Origin of the sequence: Polynucleobacter sp. MG-27-Goln-C1 (assembly GCF_018881905.1) — a bacterium.
In the GTDB taxonomy this organism is placed as follows: domain Bacteria; phylum Pseudomonadota; class Gammaproteobacteria; order Burkholderiales; family Burkholderiaceae; genus Polynucleobacter.
Genome location: NZ_JACVPM010000002.1, coordinates 706,418 through 730,739, shown reverse-complemented (window position 1 = coordinate 730,739; position 24,322 = coordinate 706,418). Strand labels below are relative to the sequence as shown.

24 protein-coding genes are annotated in these 24,322 nt (G+C 46.5%); 4 read left to right on the top strand and 20 right to left on the bottom strand.

The genetic code is table 11. The features are described from left to right. Positions 1 to 8: 8 nt before the first annotated feature. From ICN14_RS07815 to ICN14_RS07785, 7 genes are all read right to left on the bottom strand, one after another. Positions 9 to 908 (bottom strand): DUF6492 family protein, encoded by a 900-nt coding sequence (locus ICN14_RS07815; protein WP_216225862.1) that lies wholly within the window; start codon positions 906 to 908, stop codon positions 9 to 11. Continuing rightward, positions 905 to 2,245, bottom strand: a complete 1,341-nt coding sequence (locus tag ICN14_RS07810) for a hypothetical protein (RefSeq protein WP_216225861.1) — start codon at positions 2,243 to 2,245, stop codon at positions 905 to 907. Before ICN14_RS07810 ends, ICN14_RS07815 begins: the two co-directional genes overlap by 4 nt. 24 nt (positions 2,246 to 2,269) lie before the next feature. Further along, positions 2,270 to 3,241 (bottom strand): aspartate carbamoyltransferase catalytic subunit, encoded by a 972-nt coding sequence (locus ICN14_RS07805; RefSeq protein ID WP_216225970.1) that lies wholly within the window; start codon positions 3,239 to 3,241, stop codon positions 2,270 to 2,272. Between the two features lie 5 nt (positions 3,242 to 3,246). Then, on the bottom strand, positions 3,247 to 3,753 hold the full coding sequence (gene pyrR, locus ICN14_RS07800; protein ID WP_216225969.1) for a bifunctional pyr operon transcriptional regulator/uracil phosphoribosyltransferase PyrR: 507 nt from the start codon (positions 3,751 to 3,753) through the stop codon (positions 3,247 to 3,249). Position 3,754: 1 nt separating this feature from the next. Beyond that, the gene (gene ruvX / locus ICN14_RS07795; RefSeq protein WP_216225860.1) at positions 3,755 to 4,180 is read right to left on the bottom strand and encodes a Holliday junction resolvase RuvX; all 426 of its coding nucleotides are present in this window, start codon (positions 4,178 to 4,180) and stop codon (positions 3,755 to 3,757) included. Next, entirely contained in the window at positions 4,173 to 4,757 is a 585-nt protein-coding gene (locus tag ICN14_RS07790) for a YqgE/AlgH family protein (protein ID WP_216225968.1), read from the bottom strand. The genes ruvX and ICN14_RS07790 overlap by 8 nt, the downstream gene beginning before the upstream one ends. Positions 4,758 to 4,870: 113 nt before the next feature. Next, complete coding sequence (locus tag ICN14_RS07785; RefSeq protein WP_216225859.1) at positions 4,871 to 5,689, bottom strand: YdcF family protein; 819 nt, start codon at positions 5,687 to 5,689, stop codon at positions 4,871 to 4,873. 79 nt (positions 5,690 to 5,768) lie between these two features. Between ICN14_RS07785 and ICN14_RS07780 the strand changes: the two genes are divergently transcribed. Both ICN14_RS07780 and ICN14_RS07775 read left to right on the top strand, forming a co-directional pair. Then, entirely contained in the window at positions 5,769 to 7,259 is a 1,491-nt protein-coding gene (locus tag ICN14_RS07780) for a deoxyribodipyrimidine photo-lyase (protein ID WP_216225858.1), read from the top strand. Between the two features lie 36 nt (positions 7,260 to 7,295). Continuing rightward, positions 7,296 to 8,135 carry a symmetrical bis(5'-nucleosyl)-tetraphosphatase gene (locus ICN14_RS07775; RefSeq protein WP_216225857.1) on the top strand — a complete coding sequence of 280 codons (840 nt, stop codon included), beginning with the start codon at positions 7,296 to 7,298 and terminating at the stop codon, positions 8,133 to 8,135. Positions 8,136 to 8,151: 16 nt separating this feature from the next. Here the strand turns inward: ICN14_RS07775 and hemL are convergent, their stop codons facing one another. The 10 genes from hemL to ICN14_RS07725 form a co-directional block, all read right to left on the bottom strand. Then, positions 8,152 to 9,444, bottom strand: a complete 1,293-nt coding sequence (hemL, locus tag ICN14_RS07770; RefSeq protein ID WP_216225856.1) for a glutamate-1-semialdehyde 2,1-aminomutase — start codon at positions 9,442 to 9,444, stop codon at positions 8,152 to 8,154. A gap of 54 nt (positions 9,445 to 9,498) precedes the next feature. Next, entirely contained in the window at positions 9,499 to 9,669 is a 171-nt protein-coding gene (locus ICN14_RS07765; RefSeq protein WP_011902084.1) for a rubredoxin, read from the bottom strand. A 22-nt stretch (positions 9,670 to 9,691) separates the two neighbouring features. After that, on the bottom strand, positions 9,692 to 11,158 hold the full coding sequence (locus ICN14_RS07760) for a class I SAM-dependent RNA methyltransferase (protein ID WP_216225855.1): 1,467 nt from the start codon (positions 11,156 to 11,158) through the stop codon (positions 9,692 to 9,694). Positions 11,159 to 11,229: 71 nt separating this feature from the next. Then, positions 11,230 to 11,655 carry a CopD family protein gene (locus ICN14_RS07755; protein ID WP_216225854.1) on the bottom strand — a complete coding sequence of 142 codons (426 nt, stop codon included), beginning with the start codon at positions 11,653 to 11,655 and terminating at the stop codon, positions 11,230 to 11,232. A 45-nt stretch (positions 11,656 to 11,700) separates the two neighbouring features. Then, the gene (locus ICN14_RS07750) at positions 11,701 to 12,987 is read right to left on the bottom strand and encodes a glutamate-5-semialdehyde dehydrogenase (protein WP_216225853.1); all 1,287 of its coding nucleotides are present in this window, start codon (positions 12,985 to 12,987) and stop codon (positions 11,701 to 11,703) included. Positions 12,988 to 13,049: 62 nt separating this feature from the next. Next, positions 13,050 to 14,111 (bottom strand): DNA polymerase III subunit delta, encoded by a 1,062-nt coding sequence (gene holA / locus ICN14_RS07745; RefSeq protein ID WP_216225852.1) that lies wholly within the window; start codon positions 14,109 to 14,111, stop codon positions 13,050 to 13,052. 19 nt (positions 14,112 to 14,130) lie between these two features. Beyond that, positions 14,131 to 14,658, bottom strand: a complete 528-nt coding sequence (gene lptE, locus ICN14_RS07740; protein WP_216225851.1) for an LPS assembly lipoprotein LptE — start codon at positions 14,656 to 14,658, stop codon at positions 14,131 to 14,133. Positions 14,659 to 14,693: 35 nt separating this feature from the next. Continuing rightward, positions 14,694 to 17,366 (bottom strand): leucine--tRNA ligase, encoded by a 2,673-nt coding sequence (gene leuS, locus ICN14_RS07735; protein WP_216225850.1) that lies wholly within the window; start codon positions 17,364 to 17,366, stop codon positions 14,694 to 14,696. Between the two features lie 64 nt (positions 17,367 to 17,430). Further along, positions 17,431 to 18,231 carry a 4-hydroxy-tetrahydrodipicolinate reductase gene (dapB, locus tag ICN14_RS07730; protein WP_216225849.1) on the bottom strand — a complete coding sequence of 267 codons (801 nt, stop codon included), beginning with the start codon at positions 18,229 to 18,231 and terminating at the stop codon, positions 17,431 to 17,433. Between the two features lie 67 nt (positions 18,232 to 18,298). Continuing rightward, positions 18,299 to 19,018 (bottom strand): outer membrane protein assembly factor BamE, encoded by a 720-nt coding sequence (locus ICN14_RS07725; protein ID WP_216225848.1) that lies wholly within the window; start codon positions 19,016 to 19,018, stop codon positions 18,299 to 18,301. A 43-nt stretch (positions 19,019 to 19,061) separates the two neighbouring features. Here ICN14_RS07725 and fur point away from each other — a divergent pair, with 43 nt between their 5' ends. Then, positions 19,062 to 19,520, top strand: a complete 459-nt coding sequence (gene fur, locus ICN14_RS07720; RefSeq protein ID WP_216225967.1) for a ferric iron uptake transcriptional regulator — start codon at positions 19,062 to 19,064, stop codon at positions 19,518 to 19,520. A gap of 105 nt (positions 19,521 to 19,625) precedes the next feature. Here the strand turns inward: fur and gap are convergent, their stop codons facing one another. Then, complete coding sequence (gap, locus tag ICN14_RS07715; protein ID WP_216225847.1) at positions 19,626 to 20,654, bottom strand: type I glyceraldehyde-3-phosphate dehydrogenase; 1,029 nt, start codon at positions 20,652 to 20,654, stop codon at positions 19,626 to 19,628. A gap of 56 nt (positions 20,655 to 20,710) precedes the next feature. After that, on the bottom strand, positions 20,711 to 22,705 hold the full coding sequence (gene tkt / locus ICN14_RS07710; protein WP_216225846.1) for a transketolase: 1,995 nt from the start codon (positions 22,703 to 22,705) through the stop codon (positions 20,711 to 20,713). 43 nt (positions 22,706 to 22,748) lie between these two features. Between tkt and ICN14_RS07705 the strand changes: the two genes are divergently transcribed. Next, on the top strand, positions 22,749 to 23,510 hold the full coding sequence (locus tag ICN14_RS07705) for a 16S rRNA (uracil(1498)-N(3))-methyltransferase (protein ID WP_216225845.1): 762 nt from the start codon (positions 22,749 to 22,751) through the stop codon (positions 23,508 to 23,510). A 53-nt stretch (positions 23,511 to 23,563) separates the two neighbouring features. On the opposite strand, the gene ICN14_RS07700 is transcribed toward ICN14_RS07705, so the two are convergent. Next, positions 23,564 to 24,184 (bottom strand): barstar family protein, encoded by a 621-nt coding sequence (locus ICN14_RS07700; RefSeq protein WP_015420405.1) that lies wholly within the window; start codon positions 24,182 to 24,184, stop codon positions 23,564 to 23,566. Between the last annotated feature and the right edge of the window lie 138 nt (positions 24,185 to 24,322).

Genomic DNA, 24,322 nt, shown 5'->3' with positions numbered 1-24,322 from the left:
GCATAAAACTAAAAATAGCTTTGCAAATATCTAGCAAAACGCTTAATACGTCTCAATAGTTGAGATGGCAGTGATTTTTTTGAGGCACCAAAATGGCTATCCACATCCCAAGCAGACTGATAAATCACGCCGAAATAATTTTCTGCTAATTTAGTTTCAGTTTCACCCAAACGCTTCATTAAAAAAAACTGCCAGTCATAGTGATATGTTCGGAATAAAGGCTCAATTGCAATTAAGGGGATAGCGTGATATTTCAAGGCCGCCTCCCCATATATCAAAGACTCTGGGTGATCCGAGGTAATGAGATCCCAAATGCCAATGCCTTTGGGTTGTAAAAACTCTTGATCCAAAGATTGCCAGACTCTAGCTGACCAGTTGAATGGGGCTGGCGCGCAATAAAAACTGGGGCCAACTCGATTGAATAATTTCTGAACACGCTCAGCTTCCATCCCGAGATTTCGCTTCAGTTGAAGGTGCCCACGATTAGCTGCAATTTGAAATAGCTCTTTATTTTGATGCAGGACGGTGTAAGGGGTATTCTCATCTGTAACAAGGTCCGATTTTTTAAAATCACGAATAAATTTGCTATCAGAATCCAAGCAAAGATAGTTTTCAGCTAAACCTAATCTCCAAAATTCTGCTTTTATAATCTGTTGGGAGAGTCTTCCGGACATTTCACGGTAACGAACTAAATCAGCGCGAGGATTAGAGGCAACGATTTGCTCATCCGCCACCCAGATGTAACCCACCTGACCGATTACACCCTCCAATAATGCCTTCTCGGCAGTTGGCGTCGAAATATAAAATGGTATGCGATCGACGTTGTATTTATCAATTGAAGCCAGCAACCGCTTTAAGCGCAGAAAATCTTGGCTATAAGACTTGCAATAGAGAACTAGATCTTTCAAATGCTTCTTTCGGTTTTTTCTTGAACTTCTAAAAGTATTCTATACGCAGCCTGATTCACACCCACTGGCAACCACTTAGGCTCAATTAGTCTTCTATTTTTCCAGTCCAACCAAATTCTTTCCACAGCAAGTTCAACGGCCTCGATATCGCTTTGAGGGCTCAAATAAGCCGACCGCTCCAGTAACATCTGATCAAGTTGAGGATTGCGATGTGTGATACCCCAAATCGGACGCCCAGTCCATAGATAGTCGTAGAGCTTGGAAGGTATGTACTCAGCACACCACTCATCATTGCCATGCAGAAGAATCAATACATCAGCTGACTGCATCTTTTCTACTACGCGCTCTCTACCCGATTTACCGGTTACTGGATCTCTCTCCAATCTACCATGGGCTAGCAATACATCTTCGAACTGAAGATTTTTAATTGACTCGCTTGTCAATGGATCTAAAGGCGCGCCATAAGCATGAACCCGAATCCGCTGCCTAGCCTCAGGAAATTTCTTGAATAATGGTACAAGGGCTTTCAAGATGGTTGAGAGTGAGCGATCATTGGCTAGCGATCCAAAGTGGCATAAATTCAGATGGTCTGAATACTGATGCATCTTCGACTTACTTAATCCTCCTGGTGGCTCAGCGCCCGGAAGAACCATAAAACCATGCGCATTATTTGGTGTGTTGAGGTTGGTATTGCGCACCTTTGCGTAATGCAAAGCACCATCTGTAAACCACCAAGCCAAATCTGCATATTTACAAATCTGCTTTTCTAGATATTGACGAAATTGTGCGTCTCGGTTTTTTGGCTTGCCAAATCCGGGATCAATTGGACTTTGGCGTATTACCAGTGGATCATGAATTTCCACAATCCAAGGTAGGCCAGTTTTTTTCTTGAGCCATAAACCTGCTAAGTGCGCAGACCAAGCACCCCCAGTCGAATAAATTAAATCAACCTTACCATCTCTGATTAGCTTTAAGCCGTGCATATAGGCTGGCATCGCCCAAGACCACTGACTAGAGTAGCCAAGAAAGGATTTCTCTAGTGCGATAAATGGCGCGAGCAATAAAGAAACTAAACCTGTAGCAACTTTATAGAATGGTCCACGACCATACTGGTTTGCAATCCAATGACGAAAATCAAAACGGAAAGCTGCTGGGCCCCAAGCTAGAAATTGCCGATGTGGGAAGCGGGTATCTTTAATGCCGGTAATTGCGCTAAAGACATACGGCTTGATACCGGCATCCAATAGATACGGGATCTTGTCGGTGATGGTAAGGCTAGATGCTCGCCCATCCATATTGAAACCATGCGACAGGATTAACCAGTTCTTTTTTTGCATTTGCGTAGCAGTTCGCAATAGTGACTAGTTACCAGCAACGATCGACATAACGGCCATGCGCACCGCAATACCAAAGGTCACTTGATTGAGAATAACTGACTGAGGACCATCAGCCACAGCAGAATCAATTTCTACGCCGCGGTTCATAGGGCCTGGATGCATCACGATGGCATCAGGCTTAGCTAAGGCTAATCGTGTAGGAGTTAACCCATAGTGTTTAAAGAAAGCATCGCCTTCTGGAACTTGTCCCGCTTCCATGCGCTCTTTCTGAATGCGCAAGGTCATCACAACATCGACGCCCTTTAAACCCTCTTCCATGCTGTGAAATACCTTGACTCCCAGCATGTCTAAATCGCTTGGTAAAAGACTCTCAGGGCCAATCGTACGAATGTCTGTACAACCCAAGGTTCTCAAAGCGCAGATATTCGATTTCGCTACACGGCTATGAACAATGTCACCCACAATCGCTACCTTCAAACCACTAAAGTCTTTCTTGAAGTGGCGCATTGTGTACATATCCAACAAGCCTTGAGTAGGATGCTGATGACTACCATCACCAGCATTGACTACGTGCACGTGCGGTGGCACATGTTGTGCAATTTCGATAGGCGCCCTTGAAACGCCATGTCGCACAACAAAAATATCCGCTTGCATCGCAACCAAGTTATCAATCGTATCTAAAAGACTCTCACCTTTAGCAGTTGAAGAAGTGGAGATATCTAAGTTAATCACATCTGCCGATAAGCGTTTAGCAGCAATCTCAAAAGTAGTGCGAGTGCGAGTGGAGTTTTCAAAGAATAAATTAAAGACACTCTTGCCACGAAGGAGCGGTACTTTTTTTACCTCTCTCGCAGGATCCGTGACACTCACAAACTGTTGTGCAGTATCGAGAATATGGAGGATTTGCTCTTTCGGCAAATCCTCTAAAGTTAACAGGTGAGTTAACTCACCGGCAGCGTTAAATTGATTTACTGGGTCGTTTAATAAGCCATTCATTCCGCTCATGCTGCGCGCTCCTCCAATTGGAAGCTGAACTTGCCAGCGTCATTTTTTTCTAAAACCAATATTTGATTATCTAGAACACTCACTTGCTCGCCTACAAAGTCAGCTGAGATCGGCAGCTCACGGCTCTCGCGATCCGCCAAAACCATCAATTCCACTTGAGCAGGTCTACCAAAATCAAATAACTCATTTAGCGCTGCACGAACCGTACGACCCGTTAGCAAAACATCATCAATCAAAATTACGTTTGCGCCATTCACCTCAAAAGGAAGATGGGTAGACATCGTGCTGGCAGTACGAAGCGCTGTCATTCCCTTCTCGGCATAGTCATCTCGATGAAAAGCCACATTAATCACGCCAAAGTGGTGAAGATTTAAATCCGCAGCTAAACGCTCTGCGATCCAAGCTCCACCCATTGCAAGACCAGCCAACTCAAATGAATCGCCAGCCTTTTTACGCTGACTCAAAGTCTCTAGTAATTTCAGATAGGACTGCTCTGCATTCATCTCAACTAATCCAATTCTTTTCAAGAAAATACTGCTCCAAAATTAAGGCCGCAGACTCGGCATCCAAATTGTCTCGCATATCGGGATCACCCTCTAAAACAGCCGAGGTATAGCGCTCATCCACCCACTCCACCGGCAACTGAAAGCGTCCATGCAACTGATTGCCAAAGCGGCGCGCCTTGGCACTCATTTCATGCTCAGTACCATCGGGATGACACGGTAGTCCCACAACCAGCTGATTTGGCTGCCACTCTTTGATGAGGGCCTGAATAGCGCTAAAGCGCACATCCTCAGATGGCTCTGCAACAACCTTCAAAGGCTGACCAGCTTTGGTCAGAGTATTGCCAACGGCAACACCAATACGTCGTGTCCCAAAGTCAAAGGCCATGACCGTCAACTCTGCGCTCTTCTTAATGCCCTCAGGCATGCCCTGCCTCGCCAGATAGATGGGATGGGTCAAACCCCAAAAGACCCATCGTCCGCTCATAGCGCTGGCTAGAGGGTGTATTAAAAATAATCTCAATCATTTGCTTCTGGGATAGGGGAACATTGATCCAGCCATTAAGGGTAATTTCCTCCTCGAGCTGTCCAGCACTCCAGCCCGCATAACCTAAGGTCATTAAGAATTTACTGGGTCCAGAACCTGTTGCCACTGCCTCAAGCACATCCTTTGATGTCGTCATGGTCAAACCGCCCGGGACGGCCAAGGAAGAACTGTAAGCCACCTCTGTGGTGGGCTCATGCAGTACAAAACCACGCTCGATTTGCACTGGACCGCCAAAATAGACCGGCTGTTCAGATACTGGCTCAGCTTCTAGCTTGACTTCAATTTTTTCAAATAAGGCACCCATATCGAGCTCGGTTGGGCGATTGATTACTAAGCCCATCGCACCCCGTTCGGTATGCTCAAAAAGATAGATAACTGAACCCGCAAAATTGGGATCGACCATGCCTGGCATAGCAATGAGGAATTGGTTTGCTAGATGATCAGCGGAATAAGCAATTGGGGACCCAGAAGCAGAAGCTTGGGAGGTCTGGGTGGGTTTTGCAGCTTGACCCACAGGGGCTTTTTTAGCCATGTTCATGTGGGTTTATTTTACCGAATTCTATGCCGGAGTTAGATCTTTCCGGTGATCCAGTAGGCCAAAATACCAATTAGCTCATGCATCGCCTTATTCCAATTTTGGACACCATCCTCCAAATCGAACCTAGCCCAGCGCAATCGATTGCCCGTTTGGTAATCCACTGGGACAGGAATTACCGCAATCCCTTTGTTTTGGAAAATCTTGAGTGATCGGTACATATGTGATGCCGAAGTAATCACTAGCCAAGGTTTTGGGGGCACATCAGCTTCTTTGGCGCTCTTAGCCCCCAACTCCAAGATCATCGGCTTCATCAATATGACATTTTCATAGGTATTGCGGGACTGATTTTCATAATGGACATTTTTGTCTGGCAAACCCTGCTCAGAAACCAATTGCTTAAATGCATCTGCCTCGGACATGCCGACCGGTGATAAGCGCCCAGAAAAGCCAGTAAAGATAAAGGGTAGATCGGGATACTTCCGAATGAGCTCAAAGGCTTTGGTAACACGCTCAGCTGAGGAATAAATTGATACCTCACCACGATCAATAGCGATTTCACCGCCCTCAATAGCGCCGCCCAAAATAATGATTCCACCAAAGTCTGCTTCTGACATCTGCGCAAGCTGAACCTTAGGCACGCTATCTTCAAGAACCCTTAAAAAGACCTCGGAAGTTGGCAACCATCCAACCAGCAATAAGTCTGCCAAAGCGAAAAGCAAGAATCGTTTACAAAGATGGGGTTTTCTCAGACTCAGAAATAACAGACTGAGTGCCACGAAAACGATCACCCAATTGAGTGGCTCAATGCAAAACTGCACTACTTTTGAAAAAATGAAAAATAAAGTATCCATTGGCGATCAGTCTATTTAATAAGCAGGATATTACTCGCAAGCCAAGCGAGTCCGTCTATTTGGCCCTAATATAGGGGCTATGAAAAAAGCTCTCGTCTGGCTCCGCCGTGATTTACGTCTATATGACAATGCCGCTCTTCATCATGCCCTGAAAAATAATGACCAAGTTTGGCTAGTATTTATCTTCGATACCGAAATTCTGGATCCACTGAAGTCTGAAGATTTACATGCAAGCGGCCTTAAACATGATCGACGCGTCGACTTCATTTGGCAAGGTCTAGAACAAATCGATGAGCAATTACGCAAACTAGGTGGCGGACTCATTGTTCAGTTTGGAAAGCCCACCACGTGCATTCCAAAGATTGCAGAGGCTTTGGGTGTCAATACCGTTTACACCAATCATGACTATGAGCCATCGGCAATTGCACGCGATGCCTCTGTTGCCGCATCTCTAGAGAAACTTGGCATTGAATTGGAGACTTTCAAAGATCAAGTGATTTTTGAAAAGAAAGAAATTCTCACCAACTCCAACACCGTGTTCTCGATCTTTACGCCCTATAAAAATAATTGGCTCAAGACGTTGCAAGAAAAAGATATTGCTGCCTATGACTGCGATCCTAAAAAGGGTCAGTTAGGTGCTATCCCCAAATCACTACAGACACCCTTTCCATCTCTAGAATCCATGGGCTTTAGCCCAACTGGGATTGAAGCCTACCTTCCACCAGGATCAGAGGGTGGCCAGAGTTTCTTAGAAGACTTCCTCCACCGCATTGATCAATACCAAATCGGTCGAGACTTCCCTGCCATTAAAGGTGTGAGCTATCTGTCCACACACCTGCGCTTTGGCATGCTCTCAATACGAGGTTTGGTACGTGAAGCTCATCGCCGCATGCTTGCTGGCAGCATGGGTGCAACAATCTGGTTAAGTGAACTGATCTGGCGTGATTTTTATTTCATGATTCTGGCCAATCATCCACGCCTGGCTGAGGGTGCAGCCTTTAAACCAGACTATGACAATATCGAGTGGGAAAGTGGTGCTACTGCCAAGAAATTATTTAAAGCTTGGTGCGATGGAAAAACAGGTTATCCATTAGTAGATGCTGCCATGTGCCAACTCAACCAAAGTGGCTATATGCATAACCGCTTACGCATGGTGGTTGCCAGCTTCCTCACCAAAGACCTAGGAATTGATTGGCGCTGGGGCGAAATGTATTTCGCAAAACACCTCAATGACTTTGAGCTTTCCTCCAATAATGGTGGATGGCAATGGGCCTCCTCTTCGGGATGCGATGCGCAACCCTACTTCCGCATCTTCAATCCGATAACCCAATCCCAGAAGTTTGATCCCGAAGGAAAATTTATCCGTCGCTACTTACCTCAATTAGATAAGCTTTCCAAGAAATCCATTCATGCACCTTGGGAAGCCGGTCATATCGAGCTAGAAGCGGCAGGCATTCTTTTAGGACGCGACTATCCCCTACCGGTTGTTAATCACGATGAGGCACGCAAAAAGACCTTGGTGCGCTACAGCGTAGTTAAAAAAGTGACTTCTGAGGATTCTGCAACTTAATTACGGACTTTGGTTAGTTCCGCTTTAAGATAGGGCATGAGCAAGATCTATGCCGTAGGTGATATTCAAGGGTGTGCACCATCTTTGAAGGCGCTCGTCAAAAAACTCCCCACCCAATCTAAGATGATTTTTTTGGGTGATCTTGTGAATCGAGGTCCCTACTCATTAGGCACCCTCCGCTATCTAAAGAAATTACAAGAAGAAAAGCGCATTGAATGTATTCTTGGAAATCACGATCTGCATTTGCTGGCTGTAGATGCAGGCATTCGTAAAACTAAGGGGCTAGATACCGTCCAACCCATCCTGGATGCTCCTGATAGAGCTGAGCTCATTGAATGGCTTAGACACAGGCCGATGGCTCTGAGCAATGGAAAAGTGCTCACTGTTCATGCCGGAGTTCTGCCTCAATGGGATCTGCAGCAAACGATTGAATGTGCACAAGAAGTAGAAAAAGTACTTCGCAAAAAATCCTATAAAGATTTTTTGGCGAATATGTATGGCAATACTCCAAATAAGTGGAGTAACTCACTAAAAGGTTACGAGCGTTTACGCGTCATTACCAATGCGCTAACCCGTATTCGTTTTTGCACTCCAACAGGCACCATGGAGTTTGAAAGTAAAGAAGGTTTCGAAGATGGTCCGAAGGGCTATATCCCTTGGTTCAAAACCCCCAAGAGAAAAACGCAAGATTCCCTGATTTACTTTGGACACTGGTCAACTCTAGGGTTGCTCCAACATGGAAATGTCATTGGGCTAGATACAGGCTGCGTCTGGGGTGGCAAACTGACTGCCATGGAAATTCCCGAATCAGGTAAATCCAGTAAGGGGCTGGAAATTATTCAAGTAGATGGTTATGACCATCCACTCAGAATGTAATTTCGACATCTGCCTCTTATAACTTTTTAAATGCAGATTTTGCTGCGGCGATGATCTCATCAAGTACGGCATTGTCATGAGCGATAGAGGTAAATCCAGCTTCATAAGCCGAGGGTGCTAAGTACACCCCTTGATCGAGCATCAAGTGGAAGAATTTCTTAAACGCTTCGATATCAGTTTTAGTTACTGCCTCAAAAGAAGTTGGCACTTCATTGGCAAAGTAAAAGCCAAACATGCCGCCAACACTATCTACTGAAAATGGCACACCAGCTTCATCCGCAGCGAGCTTTAAGCCGGCCATCAGTTTTTCAGTTTGGCCAGTCAGACACTCATAGAAACCTTCTCTAGAAATAATCTCCAAAGTCTTTAAGCCTGCAGCTACGGCTACCGGATTGCCTGATAAGGTACCCGCCTGATAAACGTTACCCAGCGGAGCTAGCTTAGACATGATTTCTTTTTTACCGCCAAAGGCAGCCATCGGCATACCACCACCCATCACTTTGCCAAGACAAGTGAGGTCGGGAGTAATACCCTGCAGGGATTGGGCACCACCTAATGCCACCCGAAAGCCCGTCATCACTTCGTCGTAAATTAATACACTGCCATGCTGGCTAGTTAGCTGACGAAGAGTCGAGAGAAATTCTGCTGAAGGTTTAATGAGGTTCATATTGCCAGCAAACGGCTCAATAATCACCGCAGCCACCTGGTCACCCTGCTTCTCAAATACTTCCTTCAGGGCTGCCACATCGTTGTATGGCAATACCAAAGTATGTTTCACTAAATCATGTGGGACACCACCAGATGATGGTGCATTTTGAGTGGAATCTGCAAAGGTTAAAAGCCCAGAGCCTGCCTTTACCAACAAACTATCTGCGTGCCCGTGATAACAACCTTCAAACTTAATAATAAGATCACGACCGGTATAGCCACGTGCAAGACGCAGTGCACTCATAGTGGCTTCTGTTCCACTCGATACCATCCGCACTTGCTCAATACTAGGGACCAACTGGCAGATGCGTTCCGCTAATTCAATCTCACCCTCGGTAGGAGCGCCGTAGCTAAAGCTGGTTTCTGCAGCCTGCTTAACCGCCTCAACCACTTCCGGATTCGCATGGCCGGCAATCATCGGGCCCCAAGACATAATCAAATCAATATAGCGCGTGCCTTCAACATCCCAGAAATAAGGGCCTTTAGCCTTAGCAACAAAACGGGGTGTGCCACCCACCTGACGAAAAGCGCGTACTGGAGAGTTAACCCCTCCAGGAATCGTTTTTTGCGCGCGCTCAAATAAGATGTCGTTTTGTCCCAAGATGCTGCCCTACTTTCGCTAAAGTATTTTTAGTAATTAATTAATTTGGAGCGATTAGATCGCCATCATTTCAAAATCTTCTTTGCGTGCACCACATTCAGGGCAAGTCCAGTTCATAGGCACGTCTTTCCAAAGCGTGCCCGGCGCAATACCCTCCTCAGGCAAACCAGCAGCTTCGTCATAAACCCAACCGCAAATTAAACACATATATGTTTTGAATTCCATCGCCGTCTCCCTTATATATTTTTCATTTTAAATCTGCTGCAGCATCGCGTTTTTGATGCATCTCAAACTTAAACAGCCTGCATTCTAGCGGGCCATTAAATAAAGGGGTGCGCTTAGATTCTTTAATACGCAACTGCCCCGGCAACGCCATGTCCGCTGTTAATACAAAGACATTCCAGCCACCGAAGGCATCTTTAAGGTGCTGACCAAACTGTCTCAAGAACTCGACAAACTTGGGGTCTTGCTCTTCTTGAGCTTGCAACTTTTTGAGAGACTCACGGCTAGAACGTTTAGCGCTCTGACGGCCGGTTTCCAGATTAAAAGCATAGCGGTCTTCTGGCTCCTCCGCTTGCTCGTAGGAGTCTTGCTCCATATCTCCGCCCGCAGCACGATCCTGACCTCGCCCACCCTTGATCACTAAGCGCTCACCATAAGGCGGGTTCAATAACATCACACCATCTTGAGCATTTGCAGGCGGCTTGCTGGCCAAAGCATCAATCTGGCGAGTCACCGGCAGGCCAGGCAATTGAGCGCGCTGCCAGTTACCCTTAAACATCGCTACAAGGCGCTCATTAATATCGCCACCACTAATGCCTAATGATTCTGAATCTGGGAACTGTTTACGCCTCTCCATCATTTCAGCATGTGCTGCGTCTTTCAGAGAGACCCATCGCTTTTGCTCAGCAGCCTCGTTAAAGGGCTTCAGTCTTTGAAAACCAAAGCCATGGGCTGAAGTAATCAGCGGACGATAAGCCAAGCGACTTGGCTTTGCATCATCACCATACATCCCCGCCCTAATAGCTCCTGGAGGAATGGTCAAAGCCATTTGTGCAGCCTCAATCAAAAAAGTACCACTACCGCACATCGGATCAAATAAGGATTGCGAAGGTTTCCAGCCAGTAATTGATAGGATGCCTGCTGCGAGATTTTCTTTTAATGGAGCGTCACCTTTTTCATCACGCCAGCCGCGTTTAAATAAGGCCTCACCAGAAGTATCCAAATAGATCGTGGCATGCGTTGCAGTTAGATGAGCTTGTACACGCACATCTGGAAACGCGGTATCAATACTAGGGCGATCGCCAGTGACATCACGCAGGCGATCCACAATCGCGTCCTTGATCTTTAGGGTCGCGAAATTCAAGCTCTTGAGCGGGGAACGATGGGCAGTCACGTCAACGCGCAGAGTTTGTTTAGAGGAAAACCACTCCTCCCATGCCAAACCGCTAGCTAATTTATAGAGATCTTCCTCTTGGCGGTATGGCGATTCAGCCATTTGCAGCAAGACTCGGCTTGCAATACGTGAATGCAGGTTCAAGGCCATTGCAGCGGAAATAGGTGCCGCTAAGCCAACCCCACCAGTTGGACTGGTAGGCGTAGGATCGATTACCCAAGCGCCCAAAGCCTTACAGTCCGGACGCTGCGCAATGCTTGCCAGCTCTTGTGCAAGAGGCACTTCCAATCCACCTGGACAAACAACAAAAAATCTCATGAGGCTAGCAATCTAAAAAAGGGGGAATAAAAAATAGTAAGAAGAATTAAACAAATGGCCGAGGATCAGCGTTAAGGCTTAATAACTACCAAGGCTGTCACAACCAATAAAAGGATTACAGGCACTTCGTTAAACCAGCGATACCAAACACCTGAACGGGTATTAACGCCATTACGAAACTTCTTCAGCAAGCTCCAACAAGCATGGTGATAACCAATGACTAGGATGACAAAGAACATCTTGGCATGCATCCAAACCTCACCAGCACCAATCTTGAAATGCAACCAAAGGGTTAAACCCAATAAGACTGCCGGTACTGCCAAAATAGTCATAAAACGAAAGAGGCGGTCTGCCATCCCAAGAAGGCGTGCATACACTTCGGGATTCTTCTCATCTGCCAAATTCACAAAAATACGTGGAAGATAAAACAAGCCTGCGAACCAAGAGGCAATCAAGACAATATGAAGGGTCTTGGTCCATAAATATGCATTGCCCATGATGAATAATTTCCGTTCTGTAATGAAGCTAGATTAAGTGCGCATTTAAGTGCGAATTTCGCCATGACCCATGACGATGTACTTGAGAGAGGTGAGGCCATCTAAGCCCACAGGGCCACGAGCATGCAACTTGTCATTGGAAATACCAATCTCTGCACCTAGACCGTATTCAAAGCCATCGGCAAAACGAGTGCTGGCATTGACCATCACGCTGGCACTATCAACTTCACGCAAGAAGCGCTTAGCTTGCGCTTGATTATTGGTGATGATGGCATCGGTATGTTTACTGCCGTATTGCTCAATATGACTCATTGCCTCATCCATATCTGCAACCGTCTTAATCGATAAAATCGGAGCTAAATATTCTGTTTGCCAATCTTCTTCAGTGGCATTGACTAAGTCTTTAAAACCCGCCGCCTCAAGAGTCAGTCGGGTTTGGTCATCAACGCGCAACTCCACACCCTTATCTTGGTAGATCTTGCAAAGAGCTGGTAAAACTTGAGTTGCAATGGTTTTATTGACCAAGAGTGTTTCCATCGCGTTGCAAGGGGCATAGCGTTGAGTCTTGGCGTTATCGCAAACCTTAATCGCCATTGCGATATCTGCGTCAGCATCAATATAGGTATGGCAGATGCCGTCCAAATGCTTAATCATAGGTACGCGAGCCTCTGCCATCAAGCGGGCAATCAAACTCTTGCCACCGCGTGGCACGATCACATCAATATATTCAGTCATGGTGATCATTGCACCAACAGCTGCGCGATCTGTAGTGGTCACAACCTGCACCGCATCCATCGGTAAATTAGCAGCGTCCAAACCCTCTTGAATCAATTGCGCCAACAACGCATTTGAGTCAATCGCCTCTGAGCCACCGCGCAAAATCACCGCATTACCTGACTTCAAGCAAAGTGCGGCTGCATCAATTGTGACGTTAGGGCGGGACTCATAAATGATGCCAATCACACCGAGCGGCACACGCATCTGACCAAGCTCAATCCCGGAAGCCTGTTTTTGCAATGGCGTTATTTTGCCAATCGGGTCTTCCAGAGAAACAATTTGCTCTAAACCCAATGCCATAGATTCAATGGTCTTTGGAGTCATGGTGAGTCGGTCAATAAATGCAGCATCTTGACCATTAGTTTTTGCTCGAGCAACATCGAGTGCATTCACGCGTTGAATTTCCTCCGAGCGATCACGTACCAACTTAGCGATATGTAATAGCGCCTGATTTTTCTGTTCACTTGATGCCCGCGCCATTGCGCGTGAAGCCTGACGAGCACGTCGGCCAATATCTTGCATCATGTGCTGAATAGTATTTGTTGAATTACTCATATCTATGTTGTGTCTAAATTAATATTGTTTCGTCTCAACTTCAATCTTCACCCTAGATTTATCTAGCGCAGTAAGTTACCCACTAAACGCAAGCCATCCCAAGGATCTGCCGGTAATTCCGCCGCATACAATCCTTTGGCCTGACGATCCAAACCTGCAGCCACCTGCATCGCTCTGCGCAACCTCAAAGGCTGCACCCGTTTGAGAGCCATAGGGTATAAACGCTCTTTATTGCCCCAGATCCGGTTAGCACGCATTAAGTTCTGCACTGATTCCCCTGCATCACTCGCCGCTTTCAGTTTCGATAGTATCCGAAGCTCTTCAGTTACGCTCCACAGAATCAAGACCAAAGGCTCACCCTCACCTTTGAGACCATCTAGCATGCGATTGAGGCGAGGCAGATCACCAGCCAGCATCGCTTCAGTCAATTCAAAGACGTTATAGCGTGCCACCTTCAAAATGGCTGACCGAATTTGCTCTTCCGTCAGTACACCAGCAGGATGTAACAAACCTAGTTTCTGAATCTCTTGGTGAGCAGCGATAAGGTTACCCTCTACTTGCTCAGCAATGAAAGCCAAGGCGCGCTGTCCATCTGGACCTGACTGCACTTCTTGCCCCTGCTTCTTGAGGCGTCCCGCAATCCATTGCGGCAATTGCGTGCGATCTAAGGAATCTAATTGAATGGCCATGCCTGCTTCATCCAATGCACTAAACCAGGCAGAGGTTTTAGTCTTGCCGTCCAATTTAGGCAGAATGATGCAAAAAATAGTGTCCGGTCCTTCAGGCCCTACTGACTGAGACTCGATTTGAGCAGAGAATTGCTTAAGTGCATCCGCACCGTCACGACCAGGCTTGCCTGTCGGTATGCGTAACTCAACCCAGCGCTTATCTCCAAATAAAGACATGGTCTGACCAGCACTTAACAAAGCGCTCCAATCAAATCCACGCTCTTGTAATAAGACTTCACGATCGGTGTAACCCATTTTTTTCGCAGTGGCACGTAGCTGATCCATTGCCTCCATCATGAGGAGAGGCTCATCTCCACTAAAAATATAAAGAGGCTTTAAGGAAGCCGCTGAATTAAGTGACTTCAAATGAACCTGCAGGGCATCGCTCTTAACCATGCGATTTGCTCGTCATTCTTTAAAAGCTTTTAGCCTGTGGTGCTCGAGCAGAAGCAGAAACACGACGCAGGATCTGTACCGCAAGATCTCTACGCATCTGACTCAGGAATTGCTGCATTTGGACATCAGTCGCCAAAACGGTAGATACCGAGAAGTCCATGTCGCGAGTCAGATAGATTTCAGCTTCAGGTACGACGTCAGCTCCAGCATTGTCATAAGCCCTGAACCCAACGCGAATGTTTAAGCGATAGGCAGAGACTTGACCATTCGAGTTATAAGCCAAGATCTCACGACCGTTAAGATCGTTGGTGATCTCCAGAATTAAGTCAGCGTCTTTAGGATTAATAGCAACCTTTGCATCGGTGCCAGTCAAAATGGCTGTTTGCAAGTCAGCTCGTAATGGTGGCGATGGGTTACCGGTAATTGCAATAACCTTAAATGGCAAATCAACCATACCACGTAAGCGATAGCCACAAGCGATCAAACCACTGACTGGAGCCAAGGCCAGAAATCCAAGCATGGTACGTCGAAGGTGATTTACGAGCATGTGTTTAGTTTCTATTTAAAGTAATTTGCAAGGATCTAAGCAACAACATTAATTAAGCGACCTGGCACCACAATCACCTTTTTAGGTGCTGCGCCATTTAATGCTTTCACAGCAGGCTCGCTTTGTAACGCCAAGGCCTCAATTTGCTCTTTAGTGGCATCCGCAGGCACACGGATATCACCACGTAACTTGCCATTGATTTGCAACATAATAGTCAACTCAGTTTGAATCAGTGCAGCTTCATCAACGACCGGCCATGGCGCATCTAAAAGAGTGCCGAAAGATTGATCGCAACCAATCTCATTCCAGAGGGCATGCGTTAAGTGAGGCACGACTGGGTAAAGCACCCTAATCAAAATACTGAGGCACTCACGCAATACGGCGGGTCGCACCACAGTCTTGTCACCTAATTTCACAGGCTCTAAGACGTTCAGCATCTTCATTGCCGCAGAAACTACGGTGTTGTACTGACGACGCTGATAGTCAAAGTTAGCCTGCTTCAGAATAGTGTGTACTTCACGACGGAATTCTTTTTCAGCATCATTTAAATCGTTTGGCAATACTTCACTAGCCGCACGGATTGCATCGGCCTGACTACTGGAATACATCCATACACGGCGCAAGAAACGTGATGCCCCTTCTACACCGGCACTAGACCACTCGAGCTGCTGTTCAGGAGGAGCAGCAAACATCACAAAGAGACGCGCAGTATCCGCGCCATATTGATCAATCAATGCCTGGGGATCGACGCCATTATTTTTACTCTTAGACATCTTCTCAACACCACCAATAATGACGGGGGTGCCAGAAGTATCGCCTTTCAGCTTAGCGCTTTGAGGGCGGCCTTTGTCATCTAACTCGAGCTCTACATCTAGAGGATTCAACCAAGTTTTTTTGCCGGATGCTTCTTCAGAGTAATAAGTCTCATTAAGCACCATGCCTTGCGTTAGCAAGTTTTGGAACGGCTCATCAAAAGTAATGAGATTGAGATCGCGCATGACCTTTGTCCAGAAGCGCGCATAGAGTAAATGCAAAATCGCATGCTCAATACCGCCAATGTATTGATCCATTGGCATCCAGTATTCATTGCGTCCATCAACCATGGTTTTCGCATCTGGACCGGTATAACGCATGAAGTACCAAGAAGAATCCACGAAGGTATCCATGGTGTCAGTCTCGCGACGTGCAGGCTTGCCACATTTTGGACACTTCACATTTAGGAAATCAGCCCGCTTATTGAGCGGGTTGCCGCTACCATCTGGCACGCAATCTTCGGGCAATACTATCGGTAAATCTGCTTCGGGAACTGGAACTGCGCCACAACCAGGACTGTGTTCATCGCCACAATGAATAATCGGAATTGGTGTACCCCAATAACGCTGACGGGAGATACCCCAATCACGCAAACGGTATGTGGTTTTGATTTCTCCGATACCCATTTGCCCTAAATCTTTGGCTACTGCATCAACCGCCTCTTCATGCGATAGGCCGTCATATTTGCCGCTGTTCAGACAAACGACGTCATCCTTCTGGGCATACCAATCCTGCCACTTGCTAGTATTGAACATGTCTGATGGAGTGCGCAAAGCAATGACTTGCTTAATCGGCAAGTCATATTTGAGTGCAAAGGCAAAATCACGTTCATCATGTGCAGGTACACCCATGACAGCTCCATCGCCGTAGGACATCAACACATAATTGCCTACCCAGACCGGCACAGGTTCATTAGTGAGTGGATGTGTCACATATAGGCCTGTGAACATGCCTTCTTTTTCTTGAGTCGCTAGGTCAGCTTCTATCACGCTACCCGTTTTGCATTTCTCAATAAATGTAGCCAACTCTGGATTATTGGTGGCTGCCAATGTTGCTAATGGATGCTCTGCAGCGACTGCGCAGAATGTAACGCCCATAATGGTGTCGGCACGTGTTGTAAATACGTACAACTGACCATCTTGAACAAAATTGCCATGTGCATCCTGGATCTCATGCTTGAAGGCAAAACGCACACCACGACTTTTGCCAATCCAGTTTTGCTGCATGGTCTTGACGCGCTCTGGCCAACCTAAGCCATCTAAACCAGAAAGCAATTGCTCTGCATAGGCAGTGATATTGAAGTAGTAGCCTGGGATTTCGCGCTTTTCTACTAAAGCGCCAGAGCGCCAACCGCGCCCATCAATCACCTGCTCATTTGCTAAAACTGTTTGATCGATTGGATCCCAATTCACGACTTGAGTCTTGCGATAAGCAATACCCTTTTCAAGCATCTTCAAAAAGAGCCATTGGTTCCAGCGATAGTAATCAGGACTACAAGTAGCAACTTCGCGCGACCAATCAATTGCTAGACCCATCGCTGCCATTTGCTTTTTCATATAAGCAATGTTGTCGTAGGTCCATTTAGCTGGCGGCACTTTATTCTGAATCGCTGCGTTTTCAGCAGGCATGCCAAACGCATCCCAGCCCATTGGCATGAGTACGTTGTAGCCCTGCATGCGCAACTGCCGTGCCATCACATCATTGATCGTGTAGTTACGAACGTGCCCCATATGCAGCTTACCGGATGGGTAAGGCAACATAGAGCAAGCGTAGTATTTTGGTCTCGGCTTACCGGAAGCGTCTACAGCATTCTCAGAAACCTTATAGGCTTGCGCACTTTCCCAATCAGCTCGTGCTGCAGCTTCAATACTGCGGTGGTCGTAATCCTTACTCATTCAATACAACTCTTTTCTTCTATTCTGTTTTACCAAACCGATTTACTTCACTTACTTATTTCGCTTACTTACGCAGACCAAGAACATCTTGCATGTCATAGAAGCCAGAATTCTGAGCCTGCAAGAAACGTGCAGCGCGCAATGAACCTTTCGCATAAGACTGACGGCTAGAAGACTTATGGCTGATCTCAATGCGCTCGCCTTCGCCCGCAAACAAAACAGTGTGATCACCCACAATATCTCCACCACGAATAGTGGCAAAACCAATTGACCCTGCTTTACGCTCACCGGTGTGACCTTCGCGGGCATACACAGCAACATCATCTAATTTCTCACCAAGTGCATCCGCGATCACTTCACCCATTCTGAGGGCGGTACCTGATGGGGCATCTACTTTATGACGATGGTGGGCTTCAACGATTTCAATGTCGTAACCTTCGTTCAACATCTTTGCAGCAATTTCTAATAATTTGAATGTGGCATTCACACCCACACTCATGTTTGGCGCGAATACGATGGCTAAACCTGCAGAAGCTTTCTTCAGGCTGTCGATTTGCTCTGGGCTCAGACCGGTGGTACCGATAATCATTTTGCTACCAGTCTTTTGCGCCACAGCTAAATGGGCCATCGTGCCTTCTGGTCGTGTGAAATCAATTAAGAATTCAGCGCCAGTCAAAGCCTTCGTAATATCCGATGTAATAGCTACACCAGTTTTTTTACCCAAGAATGCACCAGCATCTTCACCCAGCAGCGGGCAAGACTCATGCTCCAAGGCGCCAACTAGCTCAGCATCTGCGCAATTGAGCACAGCCTCAATCAACATTTTTCCCATGCGGCCGGTTGCACCAGCGATTGCGATTTTCATCATTTATATCTTCATTTCTTATTCAAGGTTGTCGAAAAAATCACTCGACATCAACACAACTTTATCTTTACTTCGCTTCAGTAGCCTGCGGAATATTGAGGGCACCTGGGCCTAAGGGTTGAGGCTCAGGCTGGGCATCTGGTGATTTTTTTGAAAAACTAAAAAAGTCCCAAAAAGAACTGCTAGCGGGAGCGACAGGTACAGGGGTCCCAGCCGGTAAATTATCTGTTGGACTAGGCACTAGCAACTCAGGCTGCTGCAAGGGTGGAGTTACTGGAGGCTTATTCGAGCCCGTCATGACATCCCAGAACGAACGCTTGGTTTTTGCGTAGCCATCAATCTCAGCAACCAACTCCACTTCAGTTGGCAAGGCATCACCCTGGAACTTAACTAATTTATCGCCTTCGAAAAATACGGTGACGCGACGCTCTTTACCCATCACCTGGCCAGAACGCTTAAATTCAAAAACGTAGTCCCAGCGATTGGCATGGAAATAACTAGCTAGCAAAGGTGTTCCCAGAATTTGGCGAACTTGTTCGCGACTCTGACCGACTTGCAACTTGGCGTATTGCTCACTAGAAATAAAGTTGCCCTGCACCACATCAGGAACGTAAGGTCTAAAGACTTTATTCATCCAGGCGCGCTGGGTTTCATCTACAGCACTTGTGCAGCCAGTAGCGATCATTACTGAACTAACAGTGGCAATGACTAGCCCAGACCGAGCGAGGCCAAAAACCCCAAAAATGGAGTTCAATAGACGAGTAAAAAGTTGAGGGCAATTTTGCATGGCAGGCCGTATCATTAAGACATTGATTTTAGCTCCCAAACCCATGAATATGAACCAAAACCCAACTCCAGCAGATTTACGCGACATTGGCCTCAAGGCGACCGGTCCACGCATGAAAATCTTGGACTTTTTTCACCAAAATGGTGGCACGCACTTTAGTGCTGAAGACGTCTTCATGGCCTTAGCCAAGGATGACAAAGAAATTGGCTTGGCCACGGTATATCGGGTGCTCACCCAGTTTGAGCAAGCAGGGCTATTGCTCCGCAGTCATTTTGAGTCAAGCAAAGGTGATGGCAGAGCTATTTATGAGCTGAATGAGGGTCAACACCATGATCACTTGGTGTGCCTAGATTGCGGTCATGTTGAAGAGTTTGTCGATGAAGCAATTGAGAAAAGACAGCGCGATATTGCCAAAAACCTAGGTTTTAAGCTCCAGGAGCACTCTCTGGCGATGTATGGCCACTGCCAAAAGAAGGGTTGCCGGAATAAGACAAAGCCCTAATTTAAGAAGATAGGCGCAGATAATGAAAAAAGACCTCAATTGAGGTCTTTTTTACATCTAAAACAAGAATTTAAGGGATTTTAGCCTTAAAACCCGATCAATTACTTACTTTACAGCCATTAATGCTTCAGCGGCATTGAGCATTTGGACTGAATAGCCCCACTCATTGTCATACCAAGCCAAGACTTTGACCAACTTGCCATCTGCTGACACGCGAGTCTGGGAAGCATCGTAAATACTTGGGCGTGGATCATGATTGAAGTCGATGGAAACCAAAGGCAAAGTATTGAAACCCAAAATACCCTTCAATTCACCCTCACTTGCTGTTTTGAGGATGGAGTTGACTTCGTCCACGCTAGTAGCGCGGCTGGCAGCAAAGGTTAAATCCACAACAGAAACGTTAATGACGGGCACGCGCATTGCAAAACCATCGAAGCGTCCTGCCAAAGCTGGCAATACCAAGCCAACCGCTTTTGCAGCGCCAGTCTTGGTTGGGATCATGCTGGTCACGGCAGAACGCGCACGGCGCATATCCTTGTGATACACGTCAGTCAGAACCTGATCATTAGTAAAGGCATGAATCGTAGTCATCAAGCCAGACTCGATACCGATCTTTTCTAGCAATGGCTTAACTAGCGGCGCTAAACAGTTAGTCGTACAGCTTGCGTTAGAAACCACTACGTCGCTTGGTTTGAGAACTTGCTGGTTTACGCCGTAAACGATTGTGGCATCCACATCTTTTTCACCTGGGGCAGAGATTAATACCTTCTTAGCACCCTGAGAAATATGCACCATGGCTTTTTCTTTTGAAGTGAATTTACCTGAGCACTCCAGCACCAAGTCCACACCCAACTCACCCCAAGGGGTTTCTAAAGGATTGCGGGTAGAGAACATCTTGATGCGATCGCCATTGACTACCATGCAATCACCATCCACTTTTACTTCAGCAGGAAAACGGCCGTGCGCGGAATCATATTGCGTCAGGTGTGCATTGATGTCGATATCACCCATCGCGTTAATTGCGATGATTTTGATATCACGTCTTGGCTTGCCATTGACTTGATCTTCATACAAAGCACGTAAGACCATGCGACCAATACGACCATAACCGTTAATTGCGACACGAATTGTCATTCCATTCCCCTTACTAATTTTGAATTCTTTAATAAATACTTTGCTTCTTGTCTGTTCTATTTCTTTGCGATGCATTGCTTCACAGTTTTAGCAATCTGATCGACTGTTAAACCAAAATATTCATAGAGCACTGGTGCTGGAGCTGATTCACCAAAGGTATCAACGCCATGCACTGCTGCACAACCATACTTCCACCAGAAATCACTCACACCTGCTTCAACAGCAATGCGCGGAATGTCTGCCGGCAAGACTTTTGATTTATACGCAGCATCTTGTTGATCGAACACGGTAGTTGATGGAATCGAGACCACACGAATTCCAAAACCTTCACCCTCTAAACGCTCCGCAGTTTGAAGTGCTAAAGCAATCTCAGATCCTGTAGCAATAATCACTGCATCAATTTTGGATTTCTTTGGATCACGCAAAACATATCCACCGCGTGCAATATCTTTTACTTGTTGACTATTGCGCGACACAAATGGGCAGTTTTGACGACTGAAGATCAAAGCGCTTGGGCCATGCTTACGCTCAATCGCAGCACCCCATGCAACTGCACTCTCAGTGGTGTCGCATGGACGCCAAACCATCAAATTCGGAATGAGGCGCAAGCTCGCTACATGTTCGACAGACTGGTGAGTTGGGCCGTCTTCACCTAAGCCAATGGAGTCATGTGTAAAGACAAAGATACTACGTAACTTCATCAGTGCAGCCATACGCAATGCGTTGCGGCTGTAATCAGAGAAAGTTAAGAACGTTCCGCCAAATGGAATATAGCCACCATGCAAAGCGATGCCGTTCATGATGGCGCTCATACCAAATTCGCGCACACCGTAATTAATGTGATTACCCCATTGGTCACCACGTACAGCTTTACATGAAGACCAATTGGTTAAATTAGAACCCGTTAAGTCAGCAGAGCCGCCCATGAACTCTGGCAATGCAGGAGCTAATGCCTCGATGGCATTTTGACTCGCCTTACGAGTAGCAATGGTTTCTGCTTTGGTTTCGCAAGTTTTCAAATATGCATCTAAAGTTTTGGAGAAGTCTTTAGATAAGTCGCCTTGCATGCGGCGCTGTAATTCAGAAGCTAACTCTGGATATTTATTTTTGTAGCTCTGGAAATCTTTGTTCCACTCATGCTCAGCAGCTTGACCGCGTTTCTTGAAATCCCAAGCATCGTACATGTCTTTTGGAATTTCAAACGGGGCATATGGCCAGTTCAACGCAACGCGAGTAGCTGCAATTTCTGCTGCACCCAATGGAGAGCCATGCACCTTATCGCTGCCAGCCATATTCGGTGAGCCTTGACCAATCGCTGTTTTGCAACAGATCAAAGTTGGCTTATCACTCTTCTTCGCCTTAGCAATTGCACTAGATACAGCTTCTGCATCATGACCATCCACATCGCGCAGAACATTCCAACCATAAGCCTCAAAACGCTTTGGCGTATCTTCGTTAAACCAAGAAACCACCTTGCCATCAATCGAGATGCCATTGTCATCCCACAACGCAATCAGCTTATTCAGCTTGAGTGTGCCAGCCAATGAACACACTTCATGACTGATACCCTCCATCAAACAACCATCACCCAAAAATACATAGGTGTAGTGATCAACAATATCGTGACCTGGGCGATTAAATTCTTGCGCTAATAATTTTTCAGCAAGCGCCATACCCACTGCGTTTGAAATCCCCTGGCCTAATGGGCCAGTAGTTGTTTCTACGCCAGGAGTAATTCCGTATTCAGGATGTCCTGCAGTTTTGCTATGTAACTGACGGAAGTTTTTCAACTCACTCATCGGTAAGTCGTAACCCGTGAGATGCAATAAGGAATACAACAACATCGAGCCGTGACCATTTGATAAAACAAACCGATCGCGATTCATCCAATGCGGATCTGTTGGGTTATGTTGCAAATGCTCATTCCAAAGACCAACTGCAATGTCAGCCATACCCATTGGCATTCCAGGGTGACCGGAATTGGCTTGTTGAACTGCATCCATGGATAAAGCACGAATGGCATTTGCCATACGAATTTGAAGGTTTGACATCGTAAATTAGGTCTCTAGGAAATTAATTAGCTATATTTCAGTAATGCCTCAATTTTATCTTCCCGGGCCATGGGAAACCCAAAAGCCAAATACCCTCACCCCCGAGCTTGCACATCACTTGCGCGTCCGCCGCATCCAAGTGGGTGAATTCTTCCCCATCTTTGATGGCAAAGGGCAAGTTGCCAAAGCCAAACTCCTTTCCCTGAGCAATAAATCCGGGGAAGCGGAGTTAAGTGATATTCGTCTAGACACCCATCGCGAGAGTCCTTATGCCATTACCTTGGCACAAGGCTTGGCTGGTGGGGACAAGATGGATTGGGTCGTAGAGAAGGCTATAGAGACCGGTGCTCAAGTCATTGCACCACTGCAGTGTGAGCGCTCAGTGATTAAATTGACGCGCTCTAGCGATGCCGAACGCGCTCAAAAACGCCTTCTTCACTGGGAGGGCATTGTTCAGGCGGCCTGTGAGCAATGTGATCGCACGGTCTTAGCCACCGTAGAACCTGTGCAAGGTTTTGAAAGTTATCTACAGAAGCCACAAAAAGCCAAACTTAAACTACTTTTAAGCCCTGATAGCGATAAAAGCCTGTATTCAGTATTAATTGAAAGTCCGCCGCAGGATATTATTTTGATGATTGGACCTGAGGGCGGGCATTCGCCAGAAGAAGAGGCTCAAGCTCAAGCCGCTGGGTATCAGATTGTTTCTCTAGGTGACCGGGTATTGCGAACTGAGACTGCTGGAATTGTGGCAATCACCGCGGTTCACAGCATTTGGGATCCAGAAATACAAAATCGCCTCAAATAGAGGCGATTTATGCTGATTTACTACCTTACCGCTTCGTTACTTATAACGAGTGATTAGGCGAAGGAGTAGAACACGCGATACGGTGTGCGGCGCTCAGACCAGAAGTCCACAGCATCACGGAACACATCTAATAGGGTCTCGCGAGCTTCTTTGTCAAACTTCTGAGTACAAGGCAAGCCTTCGAGCACCACTACGAAACCTGGCTGTGGGCCAGATTTATCAACAGTAGTCGTCAAAGCATCCAACAAGGGATCGAAATTCTTCGCTTGTTGCTTCGTAAATGTGTAGGCAATCGCAATCGCTTCCAAAACTTCACCTTTAGTCATCGCATTTGCACAGTTGGCGTAAATGAAATGTTGGCCAAGCTCTGTAGCGGCTTCCTGAAGGTCAGGAGTGCGGAAAGCGCGAATAGATTGCACGATATTAGGGCGCACACTGCGCAACATTGCCGGCGGTCCGGCATCGCGAACGGCCAAAGCGGCACGCCAAGAAGCTGTCACTTTTTTCCCCGAAACTTGATTTGCTGCATAGGTTTGTAAACGAGATAAACCACCCTCAGCATAGATGTTGGCAGCGGATGACTCGGTTTCAAGTCGATCGTTGCTATCCCAACTTTCAGCTCGACTGTGTTCGTCGAAGCCTACTGTAGTGCCGTTTTCAGAGCGATTATTCATGATGGGTGCTAGGTTACCCTTAACACGCCATCAAATCAAGCCCAATTACAGTGCATTTTATATAAACCATTGATTTATATAATAATTATTTATGTTAGTTATTGCTAACTAACATAAATAAAAGCCCTACTTAAAGGA